Source organism: Mycolicibacterium arenosum, assembly GCF_024320865.1.
Classification (GTDB): Bacteria; Actinomycetota; Actinomycetes; order Mycobacteriales; family Mycobacteriaceae; genus Mycobacterium; species Mycobacterium arenosum.
In genome coordinates, this window is sequence record NZ_JANDBD010000004.1 from 372699 (window position 1) to 385500 (window position 12802).

Annotated in this window: 10 protein-coding genes; 3 read left to right on the top strand and 7 right to left on the bottom strand. The window is 68.6% G+C overall.

Annotated features, from left to right (window positions below; translation table 11 throughout):
* Positions 1–3: 3 nt before the first annotated feature.
* Both NM203_RS11905 and NM203_RS11910 read left to right on the top strand, forming a co-directional pair.
* Positions 4–1104 (top strand): SecDF P1 head subdomain-containing protein, encoded by a 1101-nt coding sequence (locus NM203_RS11905; RefSeq protein ID WP_255060128.1) that lies wholly within the window; start codon positions 4–6, stop codon positions 1102–1104.
* Between the two features lie 95 nt (positions 1105–1199).
* Positions 1200–2123 (top strand): peptidylprolyl isomerase, encoded by a 924-nt coding sequence (locus NM203_RS11910; RefSeq protein WP_255060129.1) that lies wholly within the window; start codon positions 1200–1202, stop codon positions 2121–2123.
* Position 2124: 1 nt separating this feature from the next.
* On the opposite strand, the gene NM203_RS11915 is transcribed toward NM203_RS11910, so the two are convergent.
* The 6 genes from NM203_RS11915 to yajC form a co-directional block, all read right to left on the bottom strand.
* Entirely contained in the window at positions 2125–4431 is a 2307-nt protein-coding gene (locus NM203_RS11915) for a RelA/SpoT family protein (protein ID WP_255060415.1), read from the bottom strand.
* Positions 4432–4504: 73 nt separating this feature from the next.
* Entirely contained in the window at positions 4505–5038 is a 534-nt protein-coding gene (locus NM203_RS11920) for an adenine phosphoribosyltransferase (protein ID WP_255060130.1), read from the bottom strand.
* Complete coding sequence (locus NM203_RS11925; RefSeq protein ID WP_408633331.1) at positions 5035–6693, bottom strand: ABC transporter substrate-binding protein; 1659 nt, start codon at positions 6691–6693, stop codon at positions 5035–5037. The genes NM203_RS11920 and NM203_RS11925 overlap by 4 nt, the downstream gene beginning before the upstream one ends.
* A gap of 3 nt (positions 6694–6696) precedes the next feature.
* Positions 6697–7968, bottom strand: coding sequence for a protein translocase subunit SecF (secF, locus tag NM203_RS11930; protein ID WP_255060131.1), 1272 nt, complete (start codon positions 7966–7968; stop codon positions 6697–6699).
* A 3-nt stretch (positions 7969–7971) separates the two neighbouring features.
* A complete protein-coding gene (gene secD, locus NM203_RS11935; protein WP_255060132.1) occupies positions 7972–9786 on the bottom strand; it encodes a protein translocase subunit SecD in 1815 nt (604 codons plus the stop codon).
* 65 nt (positions 9787–9851) lie between these two features.
* On the bottom strand, positions 9852–10229 hold the full coding sequence (gene yajC, locus NM203_RS11940) for a preprotein translocase subunit YajC (protein ID WP_255060133.1): 378 nt from the start codon (positions 10227–10229) through the stop codon (positions 9852–9854).
* A gap of 332 nt (positions 10230–10561) precedes the next feature.
* Here yajC and gabT point away from each other — a divergent pair, with 332 nt between their 5' ends.
* Positions 10562–11902 (top strand): 4-aminobutyrate--2-oxoglutarate transaminase, encoded by a 1341-nt coding sequence (gene gabT, locus NM203_RS11945; RefSeq protein WP_255060134.1) that lies wholly within the window; start codon positions 10562–10564, stop codon positions 11900–11902.
* A 23-nt stretch (positions 11903–11925) separates the two neighbouring features.
* Here the strand turns inward: gabT and NM203_RS11950 are convergent, their stop codons facing one another.
* Entirely contained in the window at positions 11926–12765 is an 840-nt protein-coding gene (locus NM203_RS11950) for an alpha/beta fold hydrolase (RefSeq protein ID WP_255060135.1), read from the bottom strand.
* Between the last annotated feature and the right edge of the window lie 37 nt (positions 12766–12802).

Consider the following 12802-nt stretch of genomic DNA (forward strand, 5'->3'; position numbering starts at 1 on the left):
GGCATGAGCGAACCGTGGCCCCCGGCGGCGCCACCGGCGCGCGCGCAGCACGGTGTCGCGATTCGCGTGATCGTCGTCGGTGTGGTCGTCGTGCTCGTCGGCGGCTATGCGGCGCTCGCCTACTTGAGCCGGGACAGGTGGCTCGGTGGAGCACCGACCGAGGATCGCACCAGCGTCGCCTCCACCGCATTCGCGCCCGACGGCTCGACCCCGTCCCCCGACGAACTCGACCGTGCCCGTCAGGTCCTCGCGGACCGCGGCGGCGCGTTGGGCGACGCCGACGTCGCACTGGACGGGACCACGTTGACGGTCAGCGTCGGCGGTGCCGACGAGTCCGAACTGAAGGCCATCGGTCGCGCCGGCCGACTCGAACTGCGACCGGTGATCCACTCCATCCCCACGCAGGCGGGGACGGCCGCGCCGCCCCAACAGGCACCCGGCGCCGGGCCACCGCAGGTGGTCGCCGACGAGAAGTCCCTGCGTCAGAGCGACGATCCGAACATCCAGGTGCTGGCACTGCAGTTCCAGGCCAGTCGGTGCGGAAGGGCCGACCCGCTCGTCGGGAACGACGACCCGACCCTGCCGCTGGTCACGTGCTCGCAAGACGGCGCGGTCGTCTACCTGCTGTCGCCGTCGGTCATCAACGGCGACGAGGTCGCCCGCGCAACAGCGGGATTCGACGAGTCGTACGGCGAGCACGTGGTCGACGTCGAGTTCACCTCCGCGGGCGCGGGCACCTGGGGCGACTTCACCGCCAAGCACGTCGGTACCCAAGTCGCTTTCACGCTCGACACCGCAGTCGTGAGCGCACCCGAGATCCGGGAGGCGATCCCCGGCGGTCGCACACAGATCACCGGGCGGTTCACCGAATCCGATGCGCATGGACTCGCGAGCGTACTGGGGCACGGAACACTGCCTGTGACACTGGTTTTCGACTCCGCCGACACGGCTCCCGGCCCTCCCGCAGCCGCGTCGACGCCGGTGCGGGTGGCGCTGGCTGCCAGCGGCCTGCTGCTGGCGCTGGTGGTTCTCGGGACCGTCGTCTATCTGGTGGTCGCCGGCCGACGCCGGCCGGCGGTGTCGACCGAACGGGGAGCGCAGTGACCAGTCCGCCGCCGTACGGTGAATACCCTTCGCCGTCAACCGGTTACGGTGCATACGGCACACCCCCCGGATATCCGCCCCGTCGCACGAACACGATGGCGATCGTGTCGCTGGTGACGGCGTTACTCGTCGCACCGCTCGGAGTCGTGTTCGGTCACATCTCGCTGTCGCAGATCAAGAAGTCCGGCGAGGAGGGTAGGGGACTCGCCGTCGCCGGCCTCGTGGTCGGCTACGTGCTGACGGCGTTGACCATCGTCGTCGTGGCCATCGCCGTCTGGTTCACCTCGGTGATGGTGAACTGGTCGAATCAGTTCACCGACGAGCGGAACCGGACCGGCTTCCCCCGGAACGGTCCGAGTGGCACGGCGAATCCGTTGCCCGACAGAAACTTACCGTCGTTCACCCCGCCCGCCACGCTGGGCTCGAACTGCCAGTACCCGAAGACGACCGAGCCAGCCAGCAAGCCGGCGACCCCGCCGCGGACCGGCAGGGTTCCCACGACGCCGCCCATCGTGGGCGCGACGATGGAGACCGATCTCGGCCCGATCGGCCTGCAGTTGGACAACGCCAAAGCACCCTGCACGGTGAACAACTTCGCGAGCCTGTCCCAGCAGGGGTTCTTCGACGCCACCACGTGCCACCGGCTCACCACTTCCGAGTCGCTCGGCGTGCTGCAGTGCGGGGACCCGACCGGCAGCGGCACCGGCGGTCCCGGCTACCAGTTCCCCAACGAGTACCCCACCAACCAGTACCGGCTGGCCGACCCGGCGCTGAAGGAACCGGTGCTCTACCCGCGCGGCACCCTCGCGATGGCGAATGCGGGCCCCGGCACCAACGGCAGCCAGTTCTTCCTGGTGTACGCGGATTCGCAACTGCCGCCGTCGTACACGGTGTTCGGCTCCATCGACACCACCGGCCTCGGGCTGCTCGACAAGGTCGCCGCGGCGGGTGTGAAGGGCGGCGGCGACGACGGTCCGCCCAACCTCGCCGTCACGATCGACCAGGTTCGCCTGGACTGACTCACGCCGCTGAGGTCACCCGGTACACGTCGTAGACCCCTTCGACGTTGCGCACGACGTTCAGCACGTGGCCCAGGTGCTTCGGGTCGCCCATCTCGAACGTGAAGCGGCTGATCGCGACACGGTCGTTCGACGTGGTCACCGACGCGGACAGGATGTTCACCCGCTCGTCGGCGAGCACGCGCGTCACGTCCGACAGCAACCGGTGCCGGTCGAGCGCCTCGACCTGGATTGCCACCAGGAACACCGATGACGGTGACGGCGCCCACTTGACGTCGATGATGCGCTCGGACTGATCCTGCAGTGAGGACGCGTTGGTGCAGTCGGTGCGGTGCACGCTGACTCCGCCGCCGCGGGTGACGAAGCCCATGATGTTGTCGCCCGGTACGGGCGTGCAGCACTTCGCCAGCTTGGTCAGCACCCCCGGCGCACCGGGAACGGCCACGCCTACGTCGTCGCTCGTGCGCGGGCGCATCGGCATCGTGGCGGGCGTCGACCGCTCGGCGATCTCGTCCTCTGCCTCGTCGTCGCCGCCCATCTGGGCGACCAGTCGCTGCACCACGTGCCGGGCTGAGACGTGCCCCTCGCCGACCGCCGTGTAGAGCGCCGACACATCGGCGTAGCGCAACTCGTTGGCCAGCGTCGCCACCGACTCGGCGTTCATCAAGCGCTGCAACGGAAGTCCCCCGCGGCGCACCTCACGGGCGATGGCGTCCTTACCGGCCTCGAGCGCCTCCTCACGACGCTCCTTGGCGAACCACTGCCGGATCTTCGCCTTGGCCCGCGGCGACACCACGAAGCCCTGCCAGTCGCGGGACGGCCCGGCGTTCGGCGCCTTGGACGTGAAGATCTCGACGCGTTCGCCGTTCTCCAGCTTGCGCTCCAGCGCGACCAGCCTGCCGTTGACCCGCGCGCCGATGCAGCGGTGCCCGACCTCGGTGTGGACGGCGTACGCGAAGTCCACCGGCGTCGACCCCGTCGGCAGGGTGACGACGTCGCCCTTCGGGGTGAACACGAAGATCTCCTGCACCGCGAGGTCGTAGCGCAGCGACTCGAGGAACTCACCGGGATCGGCGGCCTCCCGCTGCCAGTCCAGCAGTTGCCGCATCCACGCCATGTCGTCGATCTCGGCCGAGGCGCTGAGCGCGGATCCGTTGCGCCCCTTGGCTTCCTTGTATCGCCAGTGTGCGGCGATCCCGTACTCCGCGGTCTTGTGCATGTCCATCGTGCGGATCTGCACCTCGAGCGGCTTGCCCTCGGGTCCGACCACGGTGGTGTGCAGCGACTGGTAGACGCCGTACCGCGGTTGGGCGATGTAGTCCTTGAACCGGCCGCCGATGGGTTGCCACAGCGAGTGCACGACCCCGACGGCCGCGTAGCAGTCGCGGATCTCGTCGCACAGGATGCGCACGCCCACCAGATCGTGGATGTCGTCGAAGTCCCGGCCCTTGACGATCATCTTCTGGTAGATCGACCAGTAGTGCTTGGGCCTGCCCTCGACGACCGCGTTGATCTTCGACGCGTTCAGGGTGGCGGTGATCTCGGCTCGCACCTTGGCGAGGTAGGTGTCCCGCGACGGCGCCCGGTCCGCGACCAGGCGAACGATCTCCTCGTACTTCTTCGGGTGCAGGATCGCGAAGGACAGGTCCTCGAGCTCCCACTTGACCGTGGCCATACCCAGCCGATGTGCCAGCGGCGCAATGACTTCCAGAGTTTCACGGGCCTTGCGCGCCTGCTTCTCCGGCGGCAGGAAACGCATCGTGCGCATGTTGTGCAACCGGTCGGCGACCTTGATCACCAGCACCCGCGGATCGCGCGCCATCGCGATGATCATCTTGCGGATCGTCTCGCCCTCGGCCGCCGTGCCCAATGCGACCTTGTCGAGTTTGGTGACGCCGTCGACCAGATGGCCGACCTCCGTACCGAATTCGGCGGTCAACGCCTCCAGCGTGTAGCCGGTGTCCTCCACGGTGTCGTGCAGCAGCGCGGCGATCAGCGTCGTGGTGTCCATCCCGAGTTCGGCCAGGATGTTGGCCACCGCGAGCGGATGGGTGATGTACGGGTCACCGGACCGACGCAGCTGGTCGGCGTGCCGCATCTCCGCGACCTCGTAGGCCTTCTGCAGAACGGCCAGATCGGCCTTGGGGTAGATCTCACGGTGCACCGCCACCAACGGCTCGAGCACGGGGTTCACCGTGCTGCGCTGGGCCGTCATCCGGCGGGCCAGCCGCGCACGCACCCGGCGCGACGCGCTCGACGACGTCTTCGGCGGTTCGGCGGGCAGGGCGTCGGGCGTGACGACCGGCATCGGTTGCGTCAGCGCCTGGTCCTCCGCCACGCCATCACCTCCTGCCCGTCACACGTCCTGTCGAGAATAGACCTCACACCACGTAGAGGCTGGTGACCGGCACCGATTGCACTCGTGACCGCCCGTTCAGCGCACCCAGTTCGAGCACCACCCCGACGCCGGTGACCGTGACGTCGCTCCTGTCGAGCAGACTCAACGTCGCCGCCAAGGTGCCGCCGGTGGCGAGCACGTCGTCGATCACGAAGATGCTCCGGCCTGCGAGCTCGACGCCGTCGGCCGGGATCTCGAGCGTCGCGGACCCGTACTCGAGGTCGTACGTCTCGCTGTGCACCGGCGGCGGCAGCTTTCCGCCCTTTCGGATGGCGAGTACACCGGTCCCGAGCCTGGTCGCGACGGCGGCACTCAGCAGGAATCCACGCGCATCGATGCCCGCCACCAGGTCAGCCCCCTCGGCGACCTCCGCCAGCGCGTTCGTCACCGTGGCCAACCCGACCGCGTTGGCGAGCACCGGCGTCAGGTCCTTGAACTGGATGCCGGGCTCCGGAAAGTCCGGCACCTCGCGCATCAGCGCGGAGATGACGCCGTTGACGTCTGACGTGCCGCTCACTGTCTCAGTTCCCACCTGTCCATGTTCCAGCCCGCTCCCCACCGGGTGGGGTTGGGGCTCACCGCGTCCATGTCCTTCGACGTCAGCAGTGTGCGCTGCTGACGATAGAGGGGCAACGTCGGCATGTCGCCCCAGAGCACGGGAGCGCTCTCGGCCAGCAGCCGCGCCAGTTCCTTGGGATCGGCCGTGACGGCGAGCGCGCTGATGACGCCGTCCACCTGCTCGTTGGAGTAGCCGGACAGGTTGTTGCCGTTGCCGGTGTGCAGGTCGTAGGCGTCGACCGCCGACGATCCGCTCGATCCACTTCCCGCCGCTCCCCCGGTGCTGGCCAGCAATGCGTCGATCTGGTTGTCCCGCAACGCCTGTGGACCGATGGTGTCGGACGCGGCGTCCTCGACGGTGATTCCGGCCGCGGAGCAGGACCTCGCGATGACACCGACGGTGGCGGCCAGCCGGGCGTTGGGCCGCTGGTACCCGATGCGCACCGTCAGCGGCCGACCGGCGATGGCGTCGCGCGCCGCGATCGGGTTCGCGACCCCGTACTGCCCCGCCTCCACCGACGCCTCGACCGCGGTGATCGAGTCCTCGGCGACGGGGTTGAGGCGCGAGTTGGCGATCGGCACCTCGGCGTTGCGCGCGATCCCGTCCCGCGGTGTGCACAGGGCGACCGCGCGGCGGGCCGCCGGATCGGCCAACGGGCCGCGGGGGGCGAAGATCAGCTGCTCGATGCCCGCGGACGGCGTGTCGGTGCGGGTGTAGTCGTCGGGGAGGTTGAGCACACCCGACGAGCCCGCGGCGACGTCGACGACGTCGTAGGAGCCGTTGTCGATGCGGTCCTGGATGTCGGCGCCGCGGGGCCAGATGGTGATGCGGCCGGTGACGGGCTTGGCGCCCCACCACCTGTCGTTGGCGATGAGGACCACCGCCCCGTCCTCGGTGACGGAGTCGAGCTTGTACGGGCCCGACGACGGGAAGCGTTTGAGGTCGGAATCGGGGGCGAGGTCCCAGAGCGTGTTCCAGGCTTTCGCGATCCGATCGACGACGGGGACGTCGCCGGCCTGCAGGGCGTTGGTGACTCCCCCGTCGCCGAGTCCGAGTTCGTCGGCGATCACGTGCGCGGGCATCATCGACGTGGCGGCGAACAGCTGGCCGTAGTCGACGAACGCGCGGTCCTGAGCGAACGTCACCCTGGCCTTCTTCTGACCGGGTGCACAGTCGACCGCCGCGACGTCGAGGTATCCGGCCCGGTTGGCGGCGTCGAAGCCGGGAAAGCGGCCCGACTGCGCCGCCCACGCCAGCACCATGTCGTCGCAGGTGATCGGCTTGCCGTCGGAGTACACCGCGTCGCCGCTGATCTGGTAGTCGAGGATGAGCGGGGACCGGCCCACCACCGAGACGGTTCCGAAGTCGCGGTCAGAAACCACCTGGCCGTCCGGGCCGTGGTAGTTGAAGCCCGTGAGTACCCGCGCGAACGCCTGCGGACCGCCCGACGCGGCACCCACCACCGTGTTGGTGTTGTAGGTGACGATCGCGCCGTCGACGGCGTAGTCGACCTCCTCGGCGGGTCCGCCCGAGCACGCCGCGAGACCGAGCACGCCGATGAGCGACACGACGGCCGCCAGTATCACCGCGCCACGCGGGCGGAGGGGACTCACGGACTACCGCCTGGGGTTTCGCTTACCCGAGGGTCGACCGGTGGGACGAATCGGCTTGGCGCCCGGCGCCGGCTTCTCGGCCACCGCGACGGGCGCGGCCGACTTCGACATGGACACCGCTTCGGGCGCCGGCTCCGCGACCTGTCCGCTGGCCTTGGCCGCCGCCGCCTTGCGCCGGTTCATCACCCGGCGGGTGTGCGTGCTCACCAGCGCGGTGCGCTCGCGCATGGTGACCAGCAGCGGGGTCGCGAAGTAGATCGACGAGTAGGTACCGACCAGCACGCCCACGAGCTGCACCAGCGCGAGGTCCATCAGCGTTCCGACGCCGAGCAGCCACACCGCGATCACCATCAGCGCGAGGATCGGCAGCACGGAGATGAGGCTGGTGTTGATCGACCGCATGAACGTCTGGTTGATCGCGAGGTTGGCCTGTTCGGCGAACGTGCGCCTGGTGGTGTGCTCGAAGCCCTGGGTGTTCTCCTCGACCTTGTCGAACACGATGACGGTGTCGTAGAGCGAGAAGCCGAGGATGGTCAGCAGGCCGATGACGGTCGCTGGGGTGACCTCGAATCCGACGATCGAGTAGACGCCCGCGGTGACCACGAGGTCGAACAACAGCGTCGCCATGGCCGAGATCGCCATGTACCGCTCGTAGCGGATGGTGATGTAGATCGACGCGAGCACCAGGAACACCACCAGCGCGATCAACGCCTTCTGGGTGATCTGCCCGCCCCACGTCGAGGACACCGCGGAGTCGCTGATCTCGGTCTTACTCGATTCGCCGTCGGCGCCCCGCGGCTGGAACTCGTCGAACAGCGCCGTGCGCAGTGCTTCGATCTGCGGGTTGTCGAGCGTCTCGGAGCGGATCTGTACCGTCGCCGAGTCGCCGGACCCCACGATGACGACCGACTCCGGCGCGTTGCCGATCGCCCGGCTGAAGACCTGCTCGACCTGCTCGGTCGTCGCGGGCCCGTTGGCACCGGCCGCGGGCATCGACACCTTCGTGCCGCCCTCGAAGTCGATGCCGAACGTGAACCCGCGCAGCAGCATGCTGGCCAGACAGATCAACACGATCACACCGCTGACCAGGTACCAGAACTTGCGCTTGCCCATGACGTCGAAGGCGCCGGTGCCGGTGTAGAGCCGAACGAAGAAGCCGTGCTTCGGAGCGCTGTCCGCGGTGGCGGTGAGCTCGTCGCCCGAGGAGTCGAGCTCGGTCGCCTCCGAGTCGGAGACCCTGGTGTCGTCGTCGACGTCGCTGCTGTGCTTGGACATGCGCTAACCCCTCCCTGCGACGGTCGAAGCGGCGCGGCGCTCGCGGGCGATCTGCTGAACCGCACCGAGTCCGTTGAGCCGCGGTTTGGCCAGAAGCGTCGATTTCGAGGACAGGTACACGAGCGGCCAGGTCACCAGGAACACCACGACCACGTCGAGAATCGTGGTGAGCCCCAGCGTGAACGCGAAGCCCTTGACCTGGCCGATCGCCAGCACGTACAGCACGGCGGCCGCGAGGAACGTCACCGCGTTGCCCGAGAGGATCGTCTGACGGGCGCGAGCCCAACCGCGTGGCACCGCCGACCGGAACGAGCGACCCTCGCGGATCTCGTCCTTGATGCGTTCGAAGAACACCACGAACGAATCCGCCGTCATGCCGATGCCGATGATCAGACCCGCGATGCCGGCGAGGTCGAGCGTGTAGTTGATGTACCTGCCCAGCAGTACCAGGATGGCGAAAACCATTGCGCCAGAGGCGACCAGCGACAGCGCGGTGAGCAGACCGAGCATGCGGTAGTACAGCAGCGCGTACACCAGCACCAGCGCCAGCCCGACGGCACCGGCGATCAGTCCGGCCCGCAGCGACGACAACCCCAGCGTCGCCGACACCGTCTCGGCTTCCGACGACTCGAACGACAGCGGCAGCGAGCCGTACTTCAACACGTTCGCGAGTTCGCGTGCCGAGTCGTTGGTGAACTGCCCGGTGATCTGGGTGCGGCCGCCCGGGATGGCCTCACGGATCGCCGGGGCGCTGACGACCTCCGAGTCGAGGACGAAGGCGGTCTGCGTGCCGACGTTCTGCGCCGTGAAGTCCGCCCAGGTGCTGGCGCCCTCTGGCTTGAACTCGACGTCGACGACGTACTGACCCTGCTGCTGGTCGAGACCCGACGACGCGTTCGCGATCTGCTCACCGTCGATGATCGACGGCGCCAGCAGGTAGACCTCGCGGCCGTCTTGAGAGCAGGTCACCAACGGCAGCTTGGGATCGTCGTTGCCCGCGAGGTCGTCGTCCTCGTTGCAGCGACTGGCCTGGAACTGCATCGCCAGCACCTGGACGTTCTGGTCCGTGCTCTGGCGGAGCATCTGCTCGTCCTTGATCCGCTGGGAACGGTCCGCCTTGGGGTCCGGCGTTCCCGGCGCGGGGGTGGGTGCGGCACCGGGTCCGGGCGCGGGAGGCGTGGTGGCGCCGGGCGATGGGGACGGTGACGGCGACGGTGATGGCGGCGGTTCTTCGGGGAACGGACGCGGCTGAGGCGCTGCGGGCGCGGGCGGCTGCCCTTGATTCGGCGGGACGACCGGTGCGTCCGGCTCGAGGGGCGCGAACCCCGGTCCTCCGGGCGCCCCCGGCATCCCCGGCAGACCCGGAATGCCGGGCATCCCCGGTACCCCGCCGGGCGCACCCGGCACACCACCCGGTTGCTGCGCCTCCTGGCCGGCGGCGGGAATCGAGTGGATGACCGGCCGGATGTACAGGCGCGCGGTCTGGCCCAGGTTGCGGGCCTCACTGCTGTCGTTGCCCGGCACCGTGATCACCAGGTTGTTGCCGTCGATGACGACCTCGGACCCCGAGACGCCGAGCCCGTTCACGCGGGACGTGATGATCTCCTGCGCCTGCAGCAGCGCCTCGCGAGTGGGTTGCGAGCCGTCGGGCGTGCGCGCAGTCAGCGTCACCCTGGTGCCACCCTGCAGGTCGATGCCGAGTTTCGGCTCGGCCTTCTTATCCCCGGTCAGGAACACCAGCAGGTAAGCCCCGATGAGTAGAACCAGGAATAGCGTCAGGTAGCGGTACGGGTGCACCGGCGCCGAAGACGATGCCACGTTTCTCGGTTCTCCCTCAGTTCAGTACGTCAGCCCCGGAAAGGGTACGTGGTCGACCTGAGCCGTCAGCTGTCAGTCTTGGGCGAGCGAGTCGGATCCTTGTCCAACCGCACGTCGTACGCGTCGTCCGCGACGTCTTCCTCGTACTCGTAGTCGTCGCCGTCCTCATCGGCCTCGTCCTCGTCATCGGGCTCGATGACATCCCGGACCGCGAGCTTCATCCAGGTGGTCACGACGCCGGGGGCGATCTCCAGGTCGACGCTGTCGTCGCCGACGCCGGTGATCGTGGCCTCCAGACCGGACGTCGTGTGCACACGGTCGCCGATCTTCAGGGACTCGTGCAGGTCGATGGTGGCCTGCATGGCCTTCTTCTGCTTGCGCGAGGCGAAGAACATGAACGCGCCGAGAACGATGAGCAGGGGCAGGAACAGGGCCAGATCCATGGGAAGCGCGTCTTTCGTATCGAGTGCAATGAAGAACGGCCGACACCAGGGGTTAGCACGCGGCCACGTCCGGTCCAGTGTGCCATTACAACGGCGAGCGGCTGAGTCCACCCTCAGCGGAAATCGGCTGCTGACGACCGCCCCTCACACCCGGAGTGCTACCGAAACCGTGCGAAACGGGGGTGACAGGTACGCATTCCATACGCCGCGCGGGGTGACTACCGACGTTTCCGATTGCCTCGCGAAGGGCGGCGACTAGGCTGGCCGCGACCCCTCGATGCCAGCTACGGCAGTCGCGTACCGCCCTCGTCATCCGACCCCCAGGAGTCAACGTGAGCACCTTGGAACAGAGCCGCCACCTCGCGACCAGCCTCCCCGGCCCGAAGTCGCAGGCCCTCATCGAGCGCAAGTCCGCCGCCGTCTCGAACGGTGTCGGAACCACCATGCCGGTGTACGCCGCACGGGCCGGTGGGGGCATCGTCGAAGACGTCGACGGCAACCGCCTGATCGATCTCGGCTCCGGCATCGCCGTCACGACCATCGGCAACGCGTCGCCACGCGTCGCGGCGGCGGTCGGTGCGCAGGCGCAGGAGTTCACCCACACCTGCTTCATGGTCACGCCCTACGAGGGGTACGTGGCGGTGTGCGAGCAGCTGAACCGGCTCACCCCCATCGAGGGCGATAGTCGTTCCGCCCTGTTCAACTCGGGTTCGGAAGCGGTGGAGAACGCGGTCAAGATCGCCCGCACCTACACCCGCAAGCAGGCCGTCGTGGCGTTCGACCACGCCTACCACGGCCGGACGAACCTGACGATGGCGCTGACCGCGAAGTCGATGCCCTACAAGCACGGCTTCGGTCCGTTCGCTCCGGAGATCTACCGCGCCCCTCTGTCGTATCCGTTCCGCGACGCCGAGTTCGGCAAGGAACTCGCCACCGACGGCGAGCTGGCGGCCAAGCGCGCGATCAGCGTGATGGACAAGCAGATCGGCGCGGACAACCTCGCTGCGGTGATCATCGAGCCGATCCAGGGCGAGGGCGGCTTCATCGTGCCCGCCGAGGGCTTCCTGCCCGCGCTGCTGGACTGGTGCAGGAAGAACAACGTGGTCTTCATCGCCGACGAGGTGCAGACCGGATTCGCCCGCACCGGAGCGATGTTCGCGTGCGAGCACGAGGGCATCTCCCCCGATCTCATCGTCACCGCGAAGGGCATCGCCGACGGCATGCCGCTCTCCGCCGTGACGGGACGCGCCGCGATCATGGATTCACCTCACGTCAGCGGCCTCGGCGGTACCTACGGCGGTAATCCCGTCGCGTGTGCCGCCGCGCTCGCCACCATCGAGACCATCGAGGCCGATGGCCTGGTCGCGCGCGCCCGCGAGATCGAGACGCTCATGAAGGAGCGGCTCGGCCGGATTCAGGCCGACGACGACCGCATCGGCGAGGTCCGCGGCCGAGGCGCCATGATCGCCGTCGAACTGGTGAAGCCCGGAACGACCGAACCCGACGCGGATCTCACGAAGGCACTGTGTGCGGGCGCGCACGCCGAGGGCGTCATCGTGCTGTCCTGCGGGACGTTCGGCAACGTTCTGCGCTTCCTGCCGCCACTCGCCATCAGCGACGAGCTACTGCACGAGGGGTTGGACGTGCTCGCCGCGGTGCTCGCGAAGCGGTAGCGGCCTCGCGGACCGCCCGCGCATCAGGCACGCGACGGCGTACTGGGATCAGTCACCTCCCAGAAACGGCGGATCAACTGTGCGATCCGCGGCGAGTCGACGAGCAGTGGCGCCACGTGGCCGCCGCCCTCCACCACCTCGACCCTGCAGTCCGGGATCGCCGTGCAGGTCCTGCGCGCCTCGTCTGGCCGCCACCCCATCGCGTCGTCGCGAGCCGACATCACCAGCGTCGGCACGGCCACCTCGGGAAGCAGTTCGGCGATTCCGGTGCGGCGCAGCATCAGGGACCTGATCGCTCTGGTCATGCCGACCCTGTCGGCGGACGTGAACGACTGCATCACCGCCCGAGTCCGCTCGGGTTGGGCGGCAGCGGTGTGCGGGCCGATCAGCGACGTCGACAGCGTCCCGGTGACGAGGCCGACAGGACCGAGCCAGCGGTACAACCACACCAGCGGCCAGCCCTTGACCACCTTCTCCCACGGTGTGAAGCCCCGTATCGGGGTACCGATCGTCGTCAAGGTGCGGATCCGCGGCGCGGCGCCGACCGCGAGCCGTAAGCCGACATGCCCGCCCCACGCGTTTCCCACCCAGTCGACCGGTTCGGCGAGTCCGAGCCCGTCGAGGGCCTGCACGGCCACATCCACGCACTCGGCAACCGAGAAGTCGCGCGGGACGGGATCACTCGCCCCGTGCGACGGGCCGTCGACGGCGTAGACGGTTCGGTGCCCGGCGAGCTCGCCGACGAGGGGTCCCCACGACGTGGAGTCGACGAACAGGCTGTGCCACAGGACAACCGGGGGTCCGGTACCCGTGACGGTGACGTGCAGCTCGCCCAGCGCGGTGGTGACGTATCGGGATGCCATGCCACGCCTCCTTTACTTCGGAAACCGAAACTTCGGT